This is a genomic window from Gordonia sp. NPDC062954 (assembly GCF_044543825.1).
Lineage (GTDB): Bacteria > Actinomycetota > Actinomycetes > Mycobacteriales > Mycobacteriaceae > Gordonia > Gordonia tangerina.
Map to the genome: position 1 here is coordinate 62,451 of NZ_JBITWL010000001.1, position 19,432 is coordinate 81,882.

At 64.1% G+C, this 19,432-nt stretch carries 21 protein-coding genes and 1 tRNA gene; 4 read left to right on the forward strand and 18 right to left on the reverse strand.

The window, feature by feature from the left end; translation table 11 throughout:
• Positions 1–10: 10 nt before the first annotated feature.
• From ACIGKQ_RS00270 to ACIGKQ_RS00300, 7 genes are all read right to left on the reverse strand, one after another.
• Positions 11–901, reverse strand: a complete 891-nt coding sequence (locus ACIGKQ_RS00270) for a DUF5995 family protein (RefSeq protein WP_396571907.1) — start codon at positions 899–901, stop codon at positions 11–13.
• A complete protein-coding gene (locus tag ACIGKQ_RS00275) occupies positions 901–1,650 on the reverse strand; it encodes an ABC transporter ATP-binding protein (RefSeq protein WP_266061082.1) in 750 nt (249 codons plus the stop codon). Before ACIGKQ_RS00275 ends, ACIGKQ_RS00270 begins: the two co-directional genes overlap by 1 nt.
• Entirely contained in the window at positions 1,634–2,629 is a 996-nt protein-coding gene (locus ACIGKQ_RS00280; protein WP_266061081.1) for an ABC transporter ATP-binding protein, read from the reverse strand. The genes ACIGKQ_RS00275 and ACIGKQ_RS00280 overlap by 17 nt, the downstream gene beginning before the upstream one ends.
• Positions 2,626–3,849 carry a branched-chain amino acid ABC transporter permease gene (locus ACIGKQ_RS00285; RefSeq protein WP_266061079.1) on the reverse strand — a complete coding sequence of 408 codons (1,224 nt, stop codon included), beginning with the start codon at positions 3,847–3,849 and terminating at the stop codon, positions 2,626–2,628. The genes ACIGKQ_RS00280 and ACIGKQ_RS00285 overlap by 4 nt, the downstream gene beginning before the upstream one ends.
• Positions 3,846–4,886 (reverse strand): branched-chain amino acid ABC transporter permease, encoded by a 1,041-nt coding sequence (locus ACIGKQ_RS00290; RefSeq protein ID WP_266061078.1) that lies wholly within the window; start codon positions 4,884–4,886, stop codon positions 3,846–3,848. Before ACIGKQ_RS00290 ends, ACIGKQ_RS00285 begins: the two co-directional genes overlap by 4 nt.
• An 86-nt stretch (positions 4,887–4,972) precedes the next feature.
• On the reverse strand, positions 4,973–6,202 hold the full coding sequence (locus ACIGKQ_RS00295; protein WP_266061077.1) for a branched-chain amino acid ABC transporter substrate-binding protein: 1,230 nt from the start codon (positions 6,200–6,202) through the stop codon (positions 4,973–4,975).
• A 184-nt stretch (positions 6,203–6,386) separates the two neighbouring features.
• A complete protein-coding gene (locus ACIGKQ_RS00300) occupies positions 6,387–7,007 on the reverse strand; it encodes an ANTAR domain-containing response regulator (RefSeq protein WP_235723107.1) in 621 nt (206 codons plus the stop codon).
• Between the two features lie 138 nt (positions 7,008–7,145).
• On the opposite strand from ACIGKQ_RS00300, the gene ACIGKQ_RS00305 reads away from it, so the two are divergent.
• Positions 7,146–7,222: transfer RNA gene (locus ACIGKQ_RS00305), tRNA-Leu, on the forward strand.
• Between the two features lie 100 nt (positions 7,223–7,322).
• Here the strand turns inward: ACIGKQ_RS00305 and ACIGKQ_RS00310 are convergent.
• The 6 genes from ACIGKQ_RS00310 to ACIGKQ_RS00335 all read right to left on the reverse strand — a co-directional run bounded on the left by ACIGKQ_RS00310 (position 7,323) and on the right by ACIGKQ_RS00335 (position 13,017).
• Complete coding sequence (locus tag ACIGKQ_RS00310; RefSeq protein WP_235723108.1) at positions 7,323–7,541, reverse strand: hypothetical protein; 219 nt, start codon at positions 7,539–7,541, stop codon at positions 7,323–7,325.
• 2 nt (positions 7,542–7,543) lie between these two features.
• Positions 7,544–8,914 carry an ammonium transporter gene (locus ACIGKQ_RS00315; protein WP_235723109.1) on the reverse strand — a complete coding sequence of 457 codons (1,371 nt, stop codon included), beginning with the start codon at positions 8,912–8,914 and terminating at the stop codon, positions 7,544–7,546.
• Positions 8,915–9,163: 249 nt separating this feature from the next.
• Positions 9,164–9,913 carry a succinate dehydrogenase/fumarate reductase iron-sulfur subunit gene (locus ACIGKQ_RS00320; protein ID WP_235723110.1) on the reverse strand — a complete coding sequence of 250 codons (750 nt, stop codon included), beginning with the start codon at positions 9,911–9,913 and terminating at the stop codon, positions 9,164–9,166.
• A 20-nt stretch (positions 9,914–9,933) separates the two neighbouring features.
• Positions 9,934–11,862: a fumarate reductase/succinate dehydrogenase flavoprotein subunit gene (locus ACIGKQ_RS00325; RefSeq protein ID WP_235723111.1), complete on the reverse strand. Its 1,929-nt coding sequence runs from the start codon at positions 11,860–11,862 to the stop codon at positions 9,934–9,936.
• A gap of 58 nt (positions 11,863–11,920) precedes the next feature.
• Positions 11,921–12,745, reverse strand: coding sequence for a hypothetical protein (locus ACIGKQ_RS00330; protein WP_266061073.1), 825 nt, complete (start codon positions 12,743–12,745; stop codon positions 11,921–11,923).
• Entirely contained in the window at positions 12,742–13,017 is a 276-nt protein-coding gene (locus ACIGKQ_RS00335) for a hypothetical protein (protein WP_372474986.1), read from the reverse strand. Before ACIGKQ_RS00335 ends, ACIGKQ_RS00330 begins: the two co-directional genes overlap by 4 nt.
• A gap of 165 nt (positions 13,018–13,182) precedes the next feature.
• Between ACIGKQ_RS00335 and ACIGKQ_RS00340 the strand changes: the two genes are divergently transcribed.
• Positions 13,183–13,572: a DUF1801 domain-containing protein gene (locus ACIGKQ_RS00340; RefSeq protein WP_396571911.1), complete on the forward strand. Its 390-nt coding sequence runs from the start codon at positions 13,183–13,185 to the stop codon at positions 13,570–13,572.
• Positions 13,573–13,613: 41 nt separating this feature from the next.
• Here ACIGKQ_RS00340 and ACIGKQ_RS00345 read toward each other — a convergent pair whose 3' ends face one another.
• Positions 13,614–14,381: a glutamine amidotransferase gene (locus ACIGKQ_RS00345; RefSeq protein ID WP_328714317.1), complete on the reverse strand. Its 768-nt coding sequence runs from the start codon at positions 14,379–14,381 to the stop codon at positions 13,614–13,616.
• A 134-nt stretch (positions 14,382–14,515) separates the two neighbouring features.
• Between ACIGKQ_RS00345 and ACIGKQ_RS00350 the strand changes: the two genes are divergently transcribed.
• Complete coding sequence (locus ACIGKQ_RS00350; RefSeq protein WP_235723116.1) at positions 14,516–15,169, forward strand: MBL fold metallo-hydrolase; 654 nt, start codon at positions 14,516–14,518, stop codon at positions 15,167–15,169.
• On the opposite strand, the gene ACIGKQ_RS00355 is transcribed toward ACIGKQ_RS00350, so the two are convergent.
• The 3 genes from ACIGKQ_RS00355 to ACIGKQ_RS00365 form a co-directional block, all read right to left on the reverse strand.
• Positions 15,153–15,602 (reverse strand): MauE/DoxX family redox-associated membrane protein, encoded by a 450-nt coding sequence (locus tag ACIGKQ_RS00355; protein ID WP_235723117.1) that lies wholly within the window; start codon positions 15,600–15,602, stop codon positions 15,153–15,155. The two genes, ACIGKQ_RS00350 and ACIGKQ_RS00355, sit on opposite strands and share 17 nt — an antisense overlap.
• A gap of 105 nt (positions 15,603–15,707) precedes the next feature.
• Complete coding sequence (locus ACIGKQ_RS00360) at positions 15,708–17,321, reverse strand: SLC13 family permease (protein WP_396571914.1); 1,614 nt, start codon at positions 17,319–17,321, stop codon at positions 15,708–15,710.
• A 143-nt stretch (positions 17,322–17,464) separates the two neighbouring features.
• Positions 17,465–18,142, reverse strand: coding sequence for a phosphoribosyltransferase (locus ACIGKQ_RS00365; RefSeq protein WP_396571916.1), 678 nt, complete (start codon positions 18,140–18,142; stop codon positions 17,465–17,467).
• 114 nt (positions 18,143–18,256) lie between these two features.
• Here ACIGKQ_RS00365 and ACIGKQ_RS00370 point away from each other — a divergent pair, with 114 nt between their 5' ends.
• Positions 18,257–18,883, forward strand: coding sequence for a DUF2461 domain-containing protein (locus ACIGKQ_RS00370; RefSeq protein ID WP_396571918.1), 627 nt, complete (start codon positions 18,257–18,259; stop codon positions 18,881–18,883).
• A 3-nt stretch (positions 18,884–18,886) separates the two neighbouring features.
• Here ACIGKQ_RS00370 and ACIGKQ_RS00375 read toward each other — a convergent pair whose 3' ends face one another.
• The gene (locus ACIGKQ_RS00375) at positions 18,887–19,297 is read right to left on the reverse strand and encodes a YchJ family protein (RefSeq protein ID WP_235723135.1); all 411 of its coding nucleotides are present in this window, start codon (positions 19,295–19,297) and stop codon (positions 18,887–18,889) included.
• Positions 19,298–19,432 lie beyond the last annotated feature (135 nt).

Below are 19,432 nucleotides of genomic sequence, written 5' to 3' on the forward strand. Positions count from 1 at the left end.
CCCGGTCCGGTCAGAAGAGCCCGATCGCATCAGAGGTGTCCAGGACGCCTTCAGCGGTCAGCCATTCCGCCCACATCGCGGCATGGGTGGCTGCGGTGGTGGCGGGTTCGGCGAGGCCACGGCCGCTGACCCAGGCGGCCGCCCGGACACTCTGGAAGAACAGGCCGGTCGCACGTTCCTCGCCGATCGTGTCGCCGACGATGGACGCGGTGAACAACTCGCTGAGGTCCGTGCCGTAGTCGGCCTTGATCGACGCGACGATCTGCGGGGTCGCTTTCCCGAGGATCTCGCCATAGAGGTTGAAATCGGCCCACCGTTGCCGGCTGGTGTCGACGGCGTCGAGCGCGGTCGGCAGGTCCAGTATCAGATGCGAGTTCATGCCGGAGGTTGCAACGCGTCCGCCGCTGTGGCGGCAGTCGGTCGCGTACTGATAATACCGCTGCCATTCACGAGGGACATCGGCGCCCGTCGCGTGCGCGTGAACCGAGGCGAGGTAGCGATTGACGAAGTTCAGCGCGAGCCGGCGAGCCCACTCCGAATTTGTATAGACCCCTTGGCGGATAGACGGCACGGTGGTGTCCAGGATCGGCGCGTACACGTCGGCGAAAGCGCCGCGCGGATCACCCTGGTCACCCCAGATGTCCGCGATCTGATGCACGTTGGACTGGGCATCGACCAACGTCCGGTTGGCGGATGGAGCCGACAGCGCGGCGATGTGCTGCGCTTCGACGCCGGGTAGCTGCGGGCGGCACGTGGTGGTGCCGTCGGCGGCGTGGGCGGGCACGAGAACCCCGGTGACCGTGAGCAACACGAGCCCGAGGACGACGGTGGATCTGCGTAACAAGGTCTTGGTGTGCGGACTGTAACGAGCAGCACCTCGCGTCTCAACCCGAGCAGACATCAGGCGACCCCGAGGTACGCCTCGCGCACGGCGTCGTCGACGAGAAGGTCTGCGCCCGCGCCTTCTTTGGTGATCGATCCGGTCTCCAGGATGTAACCGCGAGTCGACCGACTCAGGGCCTGTTGGGCGTTCTGCTCCACCAGCAAGATGGTGGTGCCCTCGGAATTGATCGTGGTGATGATCCGGAAGATCTGTTGGATCACCATGGGGGCCAGACCCATCGACGGTTCGTCGAGGAGCAGTAGTCGAGGCCGGGCCATCAAAGCCCGCCCGATGGCCAGCATCTGCTGCTCGCCACCCGACATCGTTCCGCCGAACTGCTTGCGCCGCTCACCGAGCCGCGGGAACAGCTCGAAAACATGGTCGATCGATTCGCGGTAGGCGGATTTGGACGAGAATCTCCTTCCGTAGCAGCCCATGTCGAGGTTCTCCAGAACCGTCATCCCGGGGAAGATGCGCCGCCCCTCCGGAACCTGGATGATGCCGCGTTTCACCCGCTCGTGCGGCGCGAGACCGGCGATGGACTCGCCGTCGAACAGAATGTCGCCCGACGACAGGCGGTTGAGTCCCGATATCCCCCGCATCGTGGTCGACTTGCCGGCGCCGTTGGCCCCCAACAGCGTCACCAACTCGCCGGGCGCCACGTGCAGGGAGATACCGTGCAGCGCACGGATCCGACCGTAGTAAATCTCCACATCCCGCAGTTCCAGGACCGCTGTGGCCGAGGTGGTCTCAGGCGAGTTCGTCATCGGGCACTCCCAGGTAGGCGGCGATCACGGCAGGGTCGTTACGCACCCGTTCCGGGCTGCCCTCGGCGATCTTGCGACCGAACTCGAGCACCACGATCCGGTCCGTGACCCCCATCACCAACCGCATGTCGTGTTCGATGAGCAGCACCGTGTAGCCGTCGTCGCGGATCTTCTGGATCAACTCCATGAGTGCGGTCTTCTCGATCGGGTTGAATCCGGCGGCTGGTTCGTCGAGGCACAGCAGTTTCGGTTCGGTGGCCAACGCGCGCGCGATCTCCAGCCGACGCTGGTCTCCGTAGGGCAGGTTGGCCGCCTTCTCTGCGGCGCGCGGTCCGATTCCGACGAACTCGAGCAGGGCCATGCCCCGGTCCACCGCGTCGCGTTCTTCGCGGTAGTGGCGAGGGGTGCGCACGATCCCGCCGAACACCGACGTCTTGTGTCGCGCGTCGGTGCCGACGCACACGTTCTCGAGCGCCGTCATCTCACCCCAGAGGCGTACGTTCTGGAAAGTCCGAGCGATTCCGAGCCGGGTGATCTTGTGGCGCTTGATTTTCCCCAGCGGAGAGCCGTCGAACAAGACGCGTCCCCGGGTGGGCCGATAGACGCCCGTGATCGCGTTGAAACACGTCGTCTTGCCGGCCCCGTTGGGCCCGATCAGCCCGAGGATCTCCCCGCGCCTGATGTCGAAAGTGACGTCGTCGAGTGCGGCGAGACCACCGAAGTCCACCGTCAGTCCCGACACCTCGAGCAGGACATCTCCGGCGGCAGTGTGGATGTCGCGCTGGGGAGCGACCGCGTCGGCGACCGCATCGGGATCGGCGAGTTCGGGATCGATCGCGGCCGGGTCGACGATCGCCCGGGCCTGCGGGTCGGCCACGGCGTCGGCCAACTGTTCCTCGTTTTCCGACCTCGCGACGGTATCCGGGCGTCGGGCCGGGGCTTTCGGTGTCGAATCGTCGTCGCGCCGATGGCGGCTCATGCCTCGGTCTCCTGCCGCTGGGACTGCGCGGCGATCGGGGCGCGGGTGACCGCACCATAGATCCGACGGCCGAAGGTGACCAGTCGCGCTCGCGCCGGGAAGAGCCCCTGAGGTCGGAAGATCATCAGGACCACCAGAGCGAGCCCGAAGAACAAGTACTTGAACTCACTCAACGATTGTCCCCCGATCTCGACGCCCTGCACACGAGCAGGGAGGTAGACGATGATGAACGCGCCGGCGATCACACCCAACTTGTTGCCTTGTCCGCCGAGCACCACGGCGCACAGGAACAGCATCGAGTTGATGACGGTGAACGCTTTCGGGTCCACATACTGCACCTGCCCGGCGTACACCGCTCCGGACAGACCGCCGATGCCGGCCCCGATGACGAAGGCCCACAGCTTGTATTTGAACGTCGGCACACCCATGATCTCGGCGGCGTCCTCATCCTCGCGGATGGCCACCCAGGACCGACCGACGCGGCTGCGCTCGAGGTTGCCGACCACGATGAGGACACCGATCACCAAGACGATGCCCAGCCAATACCACCACACCCCGTAGTTGAGGGTGCCGGCGTTGTTGGCGGTTGAGAACACGCCGTTCGGGTACTCGGCGGTGCGCGCGATCTCGGGGTACAGCACACCTTGCAGTCCGGATGCTCCATTGGTGATGTCGCTGAGGTTGTCGGCCAGCAATCGGACGATCTCACCGAAGCCCAGGGTCACGATCGCGAGGTAGTCGCCGCGAACACGCAGCGTGGGAGTGCCGAGGATGACACCGGTGACGCCGGTGAGAACGATGGCCAGCGGTACGCACGCAAGCCAACCCCAAGGACCCGAGAAGATACCGTGGTCGGCCGTGTCCCACAACGGGCTGGCCGGGCTCGTCAGCAAGGCGACGACGTATGCACCGACAGCGTAGAAGCCGACATAGCCCAGATCGAGGAGGCCGGTTTGCCCGACCACCACGTTGAGCCCGATCGCGATGAGTGCCGTCATCGCGAAAGTCGCCATGACGACGCCGAAATCTGTTGCCGTGGTGGTGATCAACGGTGGATTGAGGACCGGAAGCAAGGCGATCAGGATGATAGCGGGAACACCGACCAACCACTGCATCACGCGAGGCAGGCCGTTCCACCATTGGCGGATGACGTCACCGATGCCGCGCGGCGGCGTGGCATGTGAGGGCTCCGGAGCGGACGGTGGTTGCGCTGAGGTCATACCCGTGCCTTCCCGAGTTTCTCGCCGAGGATGCCGGTGGGGCGGAACATGAGCACCAGGATCAGCAGGACGAAGGCCACGACGTCGCGCCACTGGTTGCCGAGCACCACCGACCCATAGTTCTCCATCACGCCGAGCAGCAGGCCGCCCAACAGCGCACCCCGGACATTGCCGATGCCACCGAGGACCGCCGCGCAGAACGCCTTGATACCGAGGATGAATCCGCCGTAGTAGACGATGTTGGTGGGGACACGCAAGGTGTAGAGCAAGGCTGCGGCGCCGGCGAGCAGACCACCGATCAAGAACGTGACCATGATGATCCGCTCTCGCGAGACCCCCATGAGCAGCGCCGCGTCCGGGTCTTGGGCCACCGACTGGATACCGCGGCCCAGGCGCGTCCGGTTGATCAGGAAATCGGTCCCCAACGCGAGGACAAGCGCGGAGATGATGATGATCAGCGTCAGGTTGTAGACCGGCGCGCCGAAGATGTTGAACTCCTGCACGGGCTGGACCAGCCGGATGGTCGGTTGGGCGCTCGATCCGCCCAACGGCGGATCCACCGGCACCTTGGGCAGCAGGTAGTGCACGAATTCCTGCAGGACGAACGACATGCCGATCGCCGTGATCAGGAAGGCCAACGGCTTCGCCTTGCGTTTGCGCAGCGGGCGGTAGGCGACGAACTCCAAACCGACTGCGGCACTGCCTGACACCGCCATGCCGCACAAACCCGCCAGCAGCAGGTAGAGCACGGTCATGACCGTGCCTTCGGAATAGGTGTTGCCCGACGGTGTGAAGCCGAGCAACAGCAGGCCGATGTACTGCCCGAACATGCCAAGCATGAACACCTCGGAGTGGGCGAAGTTGATCAGCCGCAGAACTCCGTAGACGAGGGTGTACCCCACGGCGACGAGCGCATAGATCGCGCCATAGGTGAGTCCCTCGATGGTGAGTCCCCAGAACCCTTCCCGGAGTGGGCCGAGATCGAACCCGATGGTCGAGGCCACCGCGGCCGTCTCGGCCATCGAGTACACGATCATACGTGCCTTTCAGCCACGAAACACCACAGAGACCACGGTGCGCCCGGGCCCGACCACCGCCCGGACGCACCGTGTTGTGCTGTGTCTTATTTGACCTCGTACACCCAGATCAGCGAGGACGTCAGCTCGCCGGTGGGACTCCACTCGTATTGACGCGCCAGGCCGGGGCCCTGGTAGTCGCTGACGTAGGAGAGGAGCTCGGGACGGGTGCGATTGCCCTCGGCGATGCCCTTCATCAGGATCGAGGCGAGGTCGTAGGCCTCCACCGAGTACACGCCAGGCGCCTGGTTGAACGCCGCCTCGTATTCGGACTTGAACTGATCCGGCGCCGGACCACACGGGCACGACAGAATCGCGCCCTTGGCGCTGTCGCCGGCCTGGGCGGTGAACTGCGGATCGTTGGCGCCGTCGCCGGAGACGAACGTCTCCTGGAATCCGGCCGTCTTCAGCTGCTGAGCGAGCGGCGCGGCCTCGGCGTAATACCCGGAGTAGAACACCGCATCCGGGTCGGCGGCGGTGACCTTCGAGATGATCGCCGAGAACTCGCGGTCGCCCTTCTTGACGTCACCGGAACAGTTCGCGTCAGCGGCCGGACCGAGCGACTCGGTCATCGCCTGGGCGAGGCCCACACCGTAATCGGTGTCATCCTTGATCACACAGACCTTCTTCTTGCCCATCGTGCCGGTGAGGTACTTGGCGACGGCGGGACCCTGCACGTCGTCGTTGGCGAGGCCGCGGAAGAAGGTCTTCCAGCCGTTGTCGGTCAAGGTGGGGTTGGTGGCCGAGGCGGTGACCGACACCAGGCCGGCCTGGTTGAAGATGCCACCGGTGGCCTTGGTCTCGCCCGAGAACGCCGGCCCGATCAGGCCGACGATCGAATCGTCGTTGACGATCTGCGGGGCCACCTGGGTGGCCTTCTGCGGGTCCCCCTCGGTGTCGAAGGTCCGTAGGACGATCTGGCAGTTCGGGTTCGCTTCGTTGTGTTGGTCCACGGCGAGTTGCGCGCCGTTTTTGATGTTGATGCCGAGCGCGGCGTCCGCACCGGTCAGTGCGCCGGCCATCGCGATGGTGGTCTCGAGGCAGTCGGCGTTGCCGTCACCCGCCGGTGTGAGCGCGTCGGCTTCCGAGGCCACCGGCACCTCGTTGCCCTGAGTATCGATCTGAGCGAGCGGAGCGATCGTCAAACCGGAACTCGCAGCAGCTGATCCGCTGGCCCCGCCCGATCCGGAGTCGCTCGATTTGTCGCTACACGCGGATACGGCGAGCACGCCCGCCAGCGCCACCGCGAGGGCACCTGTCGTCACACGACGATGCATTTCGTACCTTCTTCACTTTTCCCACCCTTCCGGCACAGGACGTTTCGCCCGTGCCGGCCGATCTGCTGAGGAGACCTTGAGAAAACATAGACCCAAACCCGGCAACGCGCGCTGGATTGAGAAGGAAGCCGCATGACACCGACGGCGGATTTTCACAGATTTAACGACGACCCCGCCCCAACCGTCAGTTGGTGGCTCCCAACGTCTCCACGACCACCTGCGCGACGGCCTTCATGGTGGTGCGACGGTCCATCGCGGCACGCTGAATCCATTTGAACGCTTCGGGTTCGGTCATCGAATGCTTCTCCATCAGCAAACCTTTGGCGCGTTCGACCAGTTTGCGCGTTTCGAGACGATCGGTGATGGTGGCGACTTCCTTCTCGAGCGCGACCACCTCCTGATACCGGCTCACGGCGAGCTCGATGGCAGGCACCAGGTCGGCTTTGGTGAACGGCTTGACCAGGTAGGCCATCGCACCGGCGTCACGCGCCTTCTCGATGAACTCGCGCTGACTAAAGGCGGTCAGCATCACCACCGCGGCGAGCTTGCGGCTCGCGATCTCCGATGCCGCATCAATGCCATCACGTACGGGCATCTTCACGTCCATGATCACCAGGTCCGGGGTGAGGCTCTCGGTCAGTTCGACGGCGACCTGGCCGTTGGGGGCCTCCCCCACAACGTCGTAACCCTCTTCGCGGAGCATCTCGATCAGATCCATCCGGATCAGCGAGTCATCCTCGGCCACGAGCACCCGGTGCGTCGTCTGTTCGCCGGTCCGAGCCGCAGCCCTGTCTGCCACCGTCACATCCCCTCCTCGGAACGCCTACCCCTGACCAGCATCATTCGTCAGAGCTGATGCGTGCAGAGTACCGGTTGGCCCGCGCATGGGCTGATCATCTAGAGTGGACTGTCGCGGCTGCCACACAGTGGCAGTGCAGCACACGCCCTCGTAGCCCAATTGGCAGAGGCAACGGATTCAAAACCCGTCCAGTGTGAGTTCGAGTCTCACCGAGGGCACCACGAAACCCCTGGTAACAGGGTTTTGTGCCGTAGATCGAAGTCACATACTGACTCCGATCTACGGCACAATGTCACCAGGGACCGACCTCGCCGGCTTCGGTCAGTAGACGGGCGGCTCCCCCTCCGCCGCAGGTCCCTTCTCGATCGGTTCGTGTTCGATGATCGCCTGGTACGCGTGGTTCTCGTGGCGGACCATTGCGACGAAGAAACCGATGAACAGCGCCACCGCGAGGATGAAGACGATCCACACACCCACCGAGAAGCCGCCGAAGGTGAACACCACTCCGGGGTCGTCGTAGGAATCGATCGGACTGAACATCTCTACTTCACCTCTTCTTTCGGAATCGTGACGACTTCGCCCGCATCGTCGGCCGGTACGGCGACGATGTCACCGGTGTCGCCGCGCATGACGGTCACCGGAATGCCTTCGGGGTAGGGCGTGGCCGGGACCTCGGCGAGGTCGAGGCCCTGCGCTTCGACCTCCGGCGGGATACGCAGCATGCCGATCTTCTTCATACCCAGGGACACCAGGTAGGCCGGGATGAAACCGAGCGCCATGAAGACCACGGCACCGACGAGCTGGCCCCACAGCGAGATCGACGGGTTGCCATCGGTGTTGGGATACCCGGACAGGAAGACTCCCACCATGACGACCGAGTACAGACCGACACCGCCGTGGACCGCCACCGCGCCCACCACATCGTCGATCTTGAACTTCTCCAACAACTTTCCGATGTACGGGATGAGGCCGCCGGCACCGAGCGCGATGATGAACGCCAGGGCGGGATGGTAGAGGTCCAACCCGGCAGCGACGCCGATGACACCGGCCAGGCCACCCGAGATGGTCCAGAACGGCTCACCACGCGACATCAGGTAAGCACCGATGATGCCTCCCGCCAGACCCATCAGCGTGTTGAATGCGAAGGCGGACAGGGTCGTCGGACTCCCGTAGATGGTGGCGTAGCCCTCGTTGCTGTAGATGACGCAGCCCATCAGGAAGCCGAAGAAGCCGGTGAAGATCAGCATCAGTCCGACCATGGTCAGCGGCAGGTTATGCGGCCGGATCGTGACCGGGGTGCCGTCAGCCTTGAACCGACCCAGCCGTGGGCCGAGGTTGATCAGGATGCCGAGGGCGGCGAATCCGGCGATCATGTGGACGCAACCGGCGGCGCCCACGTCGTGGAAGCCGAGTTCGGTCAACATCCAGCCGGCGCCGTGCCAGCCCCACGCCGCGCCGATGATCCACACGACCGAGCCGACGAGCACGGTCAGCACGAGGAAGGCGCTGGTGCGAATCCGCTCCAGTACGGCACCGGACATGATGGAGCCGGTGGTGGCCGCGAACAGCGCAAAAGCGCCCCAGAAGATGCCGCTGGCGGAGTCCGCGGTGTTGGGCCCCATGTTGTCACTCCAGGGCAGGGCCGCCTGTGCGGCGTCAGTCATCTCGATGAACCCGCTGGGCATCGCGTTGTACAGGAACCAGCCGACGAAGAAGAACGAGGCGATGATCGTCGCGAAGGCAAGCAGGTTCTTCATCGCCGTGGCGAGCACATTCTTCGAGCGTGATGCACCCACCTCATAAGCGAGGAACCCCGCGTGGATGAGCATCATCAGCGCGATGGACATCCAGTAGAAGAATTCGTTGTTGACCGACCCCATCGTGGTGATGGCGCCCTCTACATCTGGTGGCAAGGCAGGACCTCCGCAGGCAAGAAGTGGGAAAAGGAGCGTTTCGCATCAGTGTTCGGTGCGCACTACCGGTGTACGCACGATTGACCATAAATTAGCGAACGTTCCTGTGCAGTCCTCGATGGTAAAACCGACGTAACCGGCGCGGCGCGGCAGAAGTTGCTGTTGCACAACCAGACCTGCGGATCGCCCGTGGCTATGTGCAACCCCGTGTTCACCAGAACAAAGTGCCGGGTTTCGCAGCGGCTACGCCTACTTGCGCCGGAAGAGTTTGTTGCCCAACCACACGAGTGGATCGTAATGACGATCGGCGACTCGTTCTTTCATCGGAATCAGGGCGTTGTCGGTGATCTTGATGTGCTCGGGACAGACCTCTGTACAGCATTTGGTGATATTGCACAGCCCCAATCCGTGCTCGTACTGGGCCGAATCCCGCCGTTCGGCCATATCGAGGGGATGCATGTCGAGTTCGGCCACCCGCATCAGGAAGCGTGGCCCGGCAAAGGCCTGCTTGTTCTCCTCGTGGTCACGGACGACATGACAGGTGTCCTGACACAGGAAGCACTCGATGCATTTACGGAACTCCTGCGAGCGTTGCACATCGACCTGTTTCATGCGGTACTCCCCCGGCGCCAGACCTTCCGGGGGTGTGAACGCCTGGACCTCACGAGCTTTCGCATAGTTGAACGACACGTCGGTGACCAGGTCACGGATGACCGGGAAAGTTCGCATCGGTGTCACGGTGATGACCTCGTCCTCGGTGAAGGTCGACATCCGGGTCATGCACAGCAGTTTGGGGCGGCCGTTCACCTCTGCAGAACACGATCCACACTTACCGGCCTTGCAGTTCCAGCGCACCGCCAGATCGGGCGCCTGGGTGGCCTGCAACCGGTGGATGATGTCGAGAACCACCTCGCCTTCGTTGACGGGCACGGTGAAATCCTGGAGGTCACCGTCGTCGGCGTCCCCACGCCATACCCGGAACTTCGCGTCATAGCCCATATCGGTTCTCCTCGTTGCGGTCAGTTCTCCCTGGCGCCTCCGGCGTCTGGATGACCGGCGATCTCGTCGGCCGTGTAGTACTTCACGATCTCGTCGAACTCGAACACCTCCAACAGATCCGGACGCATCGGGACCTGTTGCTCGGTGACCACGGTGACCTCTGGGACCGGCGAATCGTCGCCGGTCACGGTCTTACAGACCAGCAACGTGTTGCGCCACGCCGGGTCCATGTCCGGATAGTCGTCGCGGGTGTGCCCGCCGCGGCTCTCGGTGCGCATGAGCGCCGCCTTGGCAACGCACTCGCACACCAGCAGCATGTTGCGGAGGTCGACGGCCAGGTGCCAGCCCGGATTGAACTGACGATGCCCCTCCACCTGCATGCCGCCCAGGCGGGCGCGCATCTCCTCGAGCGCGGTGATCGCCTGCTGTACCTCCGCCTCCTTTCGGATGATGCCGACCAGATCGTTCATGAACTGCTGGAGCTCGGTATGCAACGTGTACGGGTTCTCCGGCGTCCCGTCGACGGGCGGATCGAAGGGCGCCAATGCGTACGCCGCCGCTCGCTCGATGTCATCGGCAGCGACCGTCGGGCGGTTGTGCAGCGACTCCACATACGACGCCGCACCCAGCCCCGCCCGGCGACCGAAGACCAGGAGATCCGACAGCGAGTTGCCGCCCAATCGGTTCGACCCGTGCATGCCGCCGGAGCACTCTCCGGCGGCAAACAACCCTGGGACGCGGGACGCCCCGGTGTCCGGATCGACCTCGATACCGCCCATCACGTAGTGACAGGTGGGCCCCACTTCCATCGGTTCGGCGGTGATGTCGACGTCGGCGAGCTCCTTGAACTGGTGATGCATCGACGGCAGCCGGCGAATGATCTCCTCGGCGGGCATACGAGATGCGATGTCGAGGTACACACCGCCGTGTTCGGTGCCGCGCCCGGCCTTGACCTCTTCGTTGATCGCGCGGGCGACCTCGTCGCGCGGTAGGAGATCCGGTGTGCGCCGGGCGCTGTCGTTGTCGGCCAGCCATTTGTCGGCCTCGTCTTCGGTTTCGGCGTATTGGCCTTTGAAGACGGGCGGGATGTAGTCGAACATGAAACGTTTGCCGTCAGTGTTCTTCAGGACGCCACCATCGCCGCGCACCCCCTCGGTGACCAGGATCCCTTTGACGCTCGGTGGCCACACCATCCCGGTCGGATGGAATTGGACGAACTCCATGTTGATCAGGCTGGCACCGGCTCGCAGGGCGAGTGCATGACCATCGCCGGTGTATTCCCAGGAGTTCGACGTCACCTTGAAGGATTTGCCGATACCGCCGGTCGCGAGCACCACCGCGGGCGCCTCGAACAGCACAAACCGACCCGACTCGCGCCAGTACCCGAAAGCCCCGGAGATGGCGTCACCGTCCTTGAGCAGTTCGGTGATGGTGCACTCGGCGAACACCTTGATGCGTGACTCGTAATCTCCGGTTGCCGCATGGTCTTCCTGCTGCAATGAGACGATCTTCTGCTGCATGGTCCGGATCAGTTCCAAGCCGGTCCGGTCGCCGACGTGGGCCAGCCTCGGATAGGTGTGGCCGCCGAAGTTGCGCTGGGCTATCCGCCCGTCCTCGGTTCTATCGAACAGCGCACCATAGGTTTCCAGCTCCCAGACCCGATCGGGCGCTTCTTTGGCGTGCAGTTCGGCCATGCGCCAGTTGTTGAGGAACTTGCCGCCCCGCATCGTGTCCTTGAAATGCGTCTGCCAATTGTCCTTGGAGTTGGCGTTGCCCATCGACGCGGCACACCCGCCCTCGGCCATCACCGTATGGGCCTTGCCGAACAGCGACTTGCACACCACTGCGACCGAATAGCCCTTCTGACGGGCTTCGATAACCGCACGCAGACCGGCACCGCCGGCACCGATCACGACGACGTCATACTTGTGGCGTTCCGGTTCGGTCATCTGGCAGAAACTCCCAACGTCAGATCGATTGCGCAGCAAACGCTGCGCGTCAAGCGAATCACCCCACGAACCTCAGGTCCGAGATGGTGTTGCTGGCGACCAACATGATGTAGAAATCGGTGAGCACCAGGGTGCCGAGGGTGATCCAGGCGAACATCATGTGCCGGGTGTTGAGCCGAGTCACCTGAGTCCACATCCAGTACCGAACCGGATGTGCGGAAAAGTGTTTGAGCCGACCACCGGTGGCGTGACGACACGAATGACACGACACCGTGTAGGCCCACAGCAGGATCACGTTGACCACCAAGATCACGTTGCCCAGGCCGAAGCCGAACCCCCCGTCCTTGCCGTGGAACGCGGTGATGGCGTCGTAGGTGTTGATCACCGTGACGATCAACGCGACATAGAAGAAGTAGCGGTGCGCGTTCTGCAGGATCAGCGGAAGCCGCGTCTCACCGGTGTACCCGCGGTGAGGTTCGGCGACCGCGCACGCCGGCGGGGACTGCCAGAACGACCGGTAGTAGGCCTTGCGGTAGTAGTAGCAGGTCAGGCGAAAGCCGAGCAGAAACGGCAGCACCACGAAGCCGAGGGGAATCCACATCGGCAGTTCCGGAAACGGTGTGCCGAAATGACTTGATCCCGGCACGCACGAGTCGCTCAGGCACGGCGAATAGAAGGGTGTCAGGTAGTGATAGTCGGCCACCCAATAGGCGCTGCGAACAAACGACCGGACCGTCGCGTAGACGACGAATGCCGACAGGCCCAGGACAGTGAGCAGCGGCGACAGCCACCATCTGTCCGATCGAAGAGTACGCGCTGCGATGCGCGCCCGACCCGGGGAGAAAACCCCGGCAGTGTCCCGCTCAGCTGCGGGCGCGCTCACTTCGTCCGCTCACGCGAGTGGAAGCCCAGCCCTTCATCCTGCGCGCCGAGCCACGCGGCTTCGTCCGACTTGCTGTCCGGGACGTAGATGACGTCGTCCTTGCCCTTCGCGCGAATCCGCGGTGGTAGTGCGTGCTCGAACTCATGCAGGTCGATCTCGAGTCGGTCGAGGTCGTTGGCCATCCGTCGCACGGCATCGACATCCCCGTAATGCGCCTTCAGCGTGACGAGGTGATGCCGCAGCGCCCCGATGCTGCGATGGAGATCCTTCATGTCGGCCGCTACCATGGTTTTCCCTCCAGAATGATGTGACAAACACCACACTACTGGGTGGGTCGGCCGAGTCAACGGTTTTGACCGAACGTGTCCCGTGACTTCTCGACCGGCGCACAATACGTTGTTGCCATGACGATCTAGACCCAGCCGACCGATGCGTCGGTGCAGGAGTTCCTCGATCGCGCCCCACCCGCCCACCGGGTCACCGAAGGGCACCGCGTCGACGAGATCATGCGTACGGAGACCGGCGTGGAACCGGTGATGTGGGGGCCTTCGATCGTCGGGTACGGCTCGTATCACTACGTCTCACCGTCGAAAACCTCTCGTACGGAAGGAGACTGGCCCAAGGTTGGTTTCTCCCCCCGCAAGTCGGCACTATCCTTCTACGGCCTGAAGGATCTCCCCGAAGGAGCTGCGCTGCTTCCCGACCTCGGCACCTACACCGAAGGCGCCGGGTGTGTGTACGTCAAACGCCTGGAGCAGATCGACCTTGATGTGCTACGCCGACTGATCCGCATCGCCTACAGCCGAGGCGACGATCCACGTAGCTGACCACCGAGGTGTATGTGTCCGATTCACTTGCGGCGTGCCACTCAACGCCGGTAGCGCTCGGTGAAGCGCTTCAGAATGGTGGGCGGGTGCTGTGCGTCGGTCGCCCGCGCGGTGGCCTGTAGCGCGCTCGCCTCGCTCGGGTCGAAGTAGCCGAAGTCGCGGTAGACGTCGATGCGCGTGCACAGACTCTCCGCGTCGAGTTCAGGGTGGAACTGGGTGGCATAGACATTGGTCCCTACCCGAAAGGCTTGCACCGGACAGTCAGGTGAAAAAGCGAGGTGTACCGCGTGCTCAGGTAGCCGCGTCGCTGCTTCTTTGTGCCCGCCGTAGGCCGCGAAGCCGACCGGTAGATCGGCGAACAGCGGATCGTGGTGCGCAGCGTCGGTCAGGGTGACCATCAGCGGCCCGACCGGCTCGCCGTGGGTGCGGTCGATTGCGGCACCGATCGCCGAGCCCAGTGTGCCCACGCCGTAGCAGCAGCCCAAGAAAGGGAAATCCGCGGCGACGATCCGTTCGGTCAGCTCAGACAGCTCCGCCTCCACGCGACGCTGGGTCGCGTTCTTCGCCGCGATGGGGTCGCTCACGTTGTAGGGTCCGCCGCCGAGGATGATGCCCGACCAGTCGTCGAGATCGACGTGTCCCAACGGCCGCTGGGTCAGATTGATCGCGCGTAGTTCGTTCTCGGCCAAGGCACCCAACCGCAACACAGACCGATGCTCGTCCACGGCGGCCGCCGGCTCGGCGCGGATGGACAACAGCAGGAAAGGGCGCGCACCAGCTGTCGTCGGCGGATCCTCTCGTCTGGGCACGAACAATCATTGTGCCCTGACCGATCATCGTTGCCGCCCGAATTGCCAACGGCAGACCCGAATTGTCTCCGGCAGACTTTGTAGAGTCGGTGATGACAGTCAACCGCCGATTCAACCCTCACGCCGGAGGAATCATGCGCCTCACCAAGCACACTCACGCGACCGTCACCCTCGACAAGGGTGCGGGCGTGCTGCTGATCGATCCGGGGGCGTTCACACCGAATGCGGCAGAACTGCTGAGTCAGGCCGACACCGTACTGATCACCCACGAGCACTTCGATCATTTCGACGGTGACGCGATCGTGGCGGAGATGCAGCGCCGACCTGAGTTGCAGCTGTACGGGCCCGCCGCCGTCACCCGCAAGCTCACCGACGTCGCCGACCGCGCGCATGCGGTCTCGAGCGGGGATACGTTCACCGCAGCCGGATTCGACGTCGTCGCCTTCGTCGCCGATCATGCCGTGATCCACCCGGAGATCCCGATGGTCGACAACGCGGGCTTCCTCATCGACGGGCACGTCTTCCATCCCGGCGATGCGTACCTCAACCCCCACTGCGCGGTCGAGGTGTTGCTTCTGCCCATCAGCGGTCCGTGGATCTCGACGGAGCAGGCGATCGACTATGTACGAACGCTCGCCCCGAAACGCACGATCGCGATTCATGACCTCATGCTCAGTGACACTGGCAAGACCAGTTCGGAGATGTTCCTCGGCGAGAACTCGCTGACGAAGACGCCGATGGAGATCATGGGTGTCGGCGAGGTCACCACACTTATCGTGTCGGGCTGATCTGCTCGACTCGTCGATCACCTCGCCTGCCGTCGGACCCGGCGATCAGCGCCCACAGGACCAGTACCGGCTGGAAGAAGAGACGCACCAGTCGCTTGGTGTCGGTGTCGAGTCCGAATGCGTCGATGTGCTCGAGGTATTGATATACATTGCCCGGGAACACGGCGACGAAGAACGCGGCCGCGATCCAGGACACGAGCTTGCGATACCTGGGCAACGCGATCAGCGCCAGACCCAGCACGATCTCGACACCACCCGACGCGAGCACGACGAAGTCCTTGTCCAACGGCACCCAGTCGGGCACCTGCGCCTGGAACTCGGCCCGTTGGGCCGTGAGATGCCCCACGCCGGCGACCACCAGCACGACGCCGAGCGCCACGCGTGCGATCGCTCGTCCGAGAGACTGACGAGTGGTGTTCGGTGACAACAACATTGATCCCCCAGACGCTCGTTCTCGGACGTCGCGACACCGTCCCGGCACGTCATCGACGGTAGCCGAGATTTATGTGGTGCACAACAATGTTGCACACCATAGAGATCAGAAGGAGATTCCTAGCGACCAGGCGAACAGCGTGTACCCGGCAAGCGTGATCAACACGATCCCGATGAGGTTGAGCCAGACCCCACCGCGGATCATCTGACCGATCGTGACGTATCCGCTGCCGTAGGCGACCGCATTGGGTGGGGTGGCCACCGGCAGCATGAACGCACACGTCGCCGCGAGGGCGACCGGCACCGTCAACGCCAGTGGGTCGATGCCCATCCCCATCGCCACCCCGCCCGCCACCGGCAGGAAGGTCGCCGCTGTCGCGGTGTTGCTGGTGATCTCGGTGAGAAAGATGATCGCCGCGGTCACCACGATGATCAGGACGATCACCGGGATGGCGTCGAGGCGTGCGGCGACGTCACCGATCCACGTGGTCAGGCCGCTGGAATCGAACTGTTCCGACAAGGCCAACCCACCGCCGAACAGCAGCAGGACACCCCACGGCAGCCGCACCGCCGTCTCCCAGTCGAGTAGCCGGACTCCTGGTGTGACGCCACTGGGGAGCAGAAACAACAGGACCGCGGCCGTCATGGCGATCCCGGTGTCGGAAATGGGTGGGTCCTCATCCCAGATCAGCGGCACGGCAATCCACGAGGCCGCGGCGAGGGCGAAGATCACCGCCACCCTGATCTCGCCCTGTGACATCGGCCCGAGGTCGTCGAGTTCACCTCGGATCAGCTGCCGACCTCCGGGAATGTCATCGATCTCCGGTCGGAACAAGACGTGCGACAACAGAAACCAGGCGATGACGAGGAACACCACGGCCAGCGGCACCCCTGCGATCATCCACTCCAGGAAACCGATGTCGATGCCTTCGCCCTCCAGGTACCCCACCAGCAGTGTGTTCGGCGGCGTGCCGATGATGGTGCCCAGCGATCCGATCGATGCGGCATACGCGATGCCCAACATGAGCGCGGTGCCGAAGTTGCTGGTGATCACGGCCTGGGTGATCGCGTGCTGATCGCTTGCTGTCGCCGCATCGGTGCCCTCGGTCGAGTCCGACGTCTCGGTGTTCGATCGCAGATCGAGGACCAGGATGAGTACCGACACCCCGATCGGGATCATCATCACCGCGGTGGCCGTGTTCGACACCCACATCGACAGGAATGCCGTGGCGATCATGAAGCCCGCGATCACCATCGTCGGCTTCGTCCCCATGGCGCTCACCGTGAGCAGGGCGATGCGGCGGTGCAGGTTCCACCGTTGCATCGCCAGCGCGAGGATGAAACCGCCCATGAACAAGAAGATGATGTTGTTGCCGTAGGAGGCACCGACGTCGTTGACCGAGACGTCGGAGTCGAACACCGGGAAGATGACCAGCGGAAGCAGCGCCGTCGCCGGGATCGGGATCGCCTCGGTCATCCACAGCACGCCCATCAGCACGGCGGTCGCAGCGGTCAATCGCGCGGGATGGTCGACATCTGAGGGCAACACGAGGTAGACGATGACCGCGAGGAGTATGCCCGCGCCGAGTCCGAGCCACTGACGTCTGCGCCGGCCCGGCTTCACCTCCTCGGCCCGCTCGCCGGCGGATCGGCGGTCGACCTCGTCGAACTGATCGGCCGATCGCTGATCGTTGTGATCGCCACCGCCAGCCTGTGCCATGCGACCTCCTCGTCTGCGGTCACCATGGCACGTTTCCTGTCCGCAACACGCGGGAATGGCCATAACATCGTTGCCAACCACGTGGCGAGATCGCTCCTACCAGCCGGTACGAGGTGCGATCGACGCGTCGGGCACGACTGCGCTCAACGGGTGCCGGCGTAGCTCAGCAATTCTCGGATGTCCGCATCGGTGATCGGCTCGAATTCGTCGTAGGCCGCGCACGCACCGCGGAAGGACTCCAACAGAGTCGGGCAGATGACGTGGTCGACATCGCCGAACCTCTCCGACATTCCCGGCGGCCCCACCGGGACCGCAACAGTCACCTGTGCCGCACCGAGACGGCGTAGCGCGCCGACCGCCGCGCGCATCGTTGCTCCCGTCGACACCCCGTCATCGACCACGACGACGTGAGCGTCACGGACCGCAATCCCGGCACGTCCATGACGATGGACTCGGGTGCAGCGTTCGAGTTCGGCCCGCGTAAGACGTACCAGCGCGTCCCATTCATCCGGAGTGATGCCGAGGCCGCCGATGATCTCGTCATTGGTCACCATCACCCCCGGGTACGCGATCGCACCAGCCGCGAGCTCCGGTTGATCCGGTACACCGATGGTGCGCACGGGCAAGACGTCGAGGGGGGCGTCGAGGTGTTCGGCAACTTGTCGAGCCACCGGCACTCCCCCGCACGGCAGCGCAATCACGGACGTCTCGGCGGCCGGTGCGGGCAGAGCGGAGAGGTGCCGCTCGACGTGCTCGGCGAGGATTCGCCCGGCATGCACCCGATTGCGGTACGCCCGCCCGGCGAAGATGTGGCTCGTCATGACAACCTCGTTTCAGCTCAATGCCACGCGACCGGTTGTCTGAAGCCGCACCAACGCAAATGAGACTACCCGCGACGAACGGTCCGAAACATGATTGCGCGTAGGCTGCCGGTCATGGCCTTCACCGGTTTCCCCGAGGCTGCACTCGACTTCTACGACGACCTGGAAATCGACAACTCCAAGGTGTATTGGGAGCTCCACAAAGGCACCTATCGCACTGCGGTCGCCGTGCCGATGGCTGAACTCACCGAGGAGTTGGCCGCCGAGTTTGGCTCAGCCAAGATCTTTCGCCCCTACCGCGATGTTCGGTTCTCCAAGGACAAGACCCCTTACAAGACCCATCAGGGAGCGTTCGTCGCGGTCGGTCCGGCGACCGGCTACTACGTCCAGATCGGAGCGCCCGGCGTGCGGGTGGGCGCCGGGTTCTACGAGGCTTCCGGCGAACGTCTCGCCGCTCTGCGATCGGCTATCGACAATGCGATTCACGGCGCCGAACTCGAGCAACTGGTCAACAAGTACACCCGAACCGGATGGGAACTCGGCGGTGACGTGCTCAAGACCGCGCCGCGGGGTTGGTCAACCGATCATCCGCGTATCGAACTGTTGCGACACAAATCGTTGACGATCGCCCGCGACTACGGCTTCGACGAGATCATCCACTCGGCGGCCCTGGTCGAGCAGATACGCAAGGACTGGCGTGCCGCAACGCCGCTCATCGACTGGGTGTGCCGGCACGGGTGACGCTCAGCCTTCGACGGTTCCGTCCAGGTAGACCCACCGACCGTCGCGCCGTTCGAACCGGCTGCGCTGGTGCAGCGCTTTGCGCTCGCCGTCCGCCCGATAGTGCGCGGTGAACGTCACCTCGCCGGTGTTGTCGAAAGGCGTTCCCCCCGAGGCGGACTCGACATCGAGTCGATACCACTGGATGCCGTCGTCGACGACGAGCCGACGCGGACGGGTCCGCGGGTGCCAACTGTCGAGGATGTGGTCACGATCGCCGATGGCGAAAGCGCTGAACCGCGACCGCATCAATGCCTCAGCGGTCGGCGCGCGGCGTGCGCCACTCAGGATCGGACCACAGCATTCGCCGAACGTGAGACCCGAGGTACAGGGGCAGCGTCGATCTCCATCCGCAGCACCGGTCACGTCACTCATGTCGGCGAGGATAGCGCCGACCGCCGGGGTCGCCCGCCCCAGGTGCTCGCACAGACGTCCCCGGCCGGGCAGTGCGCAGCGAACTGACAGCCACGCCACACGTCCATCGCAGGGCGCGACGATGACATGGGTGCC

Coding starts and splice junctions, on each gene's coding strand:
- ACIGKQ_RS00290 (WP_266061078.1), bottom strand. CDS start 4,886: ATGATCGTGTACTCGATGGCCGAGACGGCCGCGGTGGCCTCGACCATC.
- ACIGKQ_RS00375 (WP_235723135.1), bottom strand. CDS start 19,297: ATGAGTGACGTGACCGGTGCTGCGGATGGAGATCGACGCTGCCCCTGT.
- ACIGKQ_RS00270 (WP_396571907.1), bottom strand. CDS start 901: ATGTCTGCTCGGGTTGAGACGCGAGGTGCTGCTCGTTACAGTCCGCAC.
- ACIGKQ_RS00285 (WP_266061079.1), bottom strand. CDS start 3,849: ATGACCTCAGCGCAACCACCGTCCGCTCCGGAGCCCTCACATGCCACG.
- ACIGKQ_RS00280 (WP_266061081.1), bottom strand. CDS start 2,629: ATGAGCCGCCATCGGCGCGACGACGATTCGACACCGAAAGCCCCGGCC.
- ACIGKQ_RS00355 (WP_235723117.1), bottom strand. CDS start 15,602: ATGTTGTTGTCACCGAACACCACTCGTCAGTCTCTCGGACGAGCGATC.
- ACIGKQ_RS00370 (WP_396571918.1), top strand. CDS start 18,257: ATGGCCTTCACCGGTTTCCCCGAGGCTGCACTCGACTTCTACGACGAC.
- ACIGKQ_RS00335 (WP_372474986.1), bottom strand. CDS start 13,017: ATGAAGGATCTCCATCGCAGCATCGGGGCGCTGCGGCATCACCTCGTC.
- ACIGKQ_RS00275 (WP_266061082.1), bottom strand. CDS start 1,650: ATGACGAACTCGCCTGAGACCACCTCGGCCACAGCGGTCCTGGAACTG.
- ACIGKQ_RS00295 (WP_266061077.1), bottom strand. CDS start 6,202: ATGCATCGTCGTGTGACGACAGGTGCCCTCGCGGTGGCGCTGGCGGGC.
- ACIGKQ_RS00360 (WP_396571914.1), bottom strand. CDS start 17,321: ATGGCACAGGCTGGCGGTGGCGATCACAACGATCAGCGATCGGCCGAT.
- ACIGKQ_RS00365 (WP_396571916.1), bottom strand. CDS start 18,142: ATGACGAGCCACATCTTCGCCGGGCGGGCGTACCGCAATCGGGTGCAT.
- ACIGKQ_RS00310 (WP_235723108.1), bottom strand. CDS start 7,541: ATGTTCAGTCCGATCGATTCCTACGACGACCCCGGAGTGGTGTTCACC.
- ACIGKQ_RS00350 (WP_235723116.1), top strand. CDS start 14,516: ATGCGCCTCACCAAGCACACTCACGCGACCGTCACCCTCGACAAGGGT.
- ACIGKQ_RS00325 (WP_235723111.1), bottom strand. CDS start 11,862: ATGACCGAACCGGAACGCCACAAGTATGACGTCGTCGTGATCGGTGCC.
- ACIGKQ_RS00320 (WP_235723110.1), bottom strand. CDS start 9,913: ATGGGCTATGACGCGAAGTTCCGGGTATGGCGTGGGGACGCCGACGAC.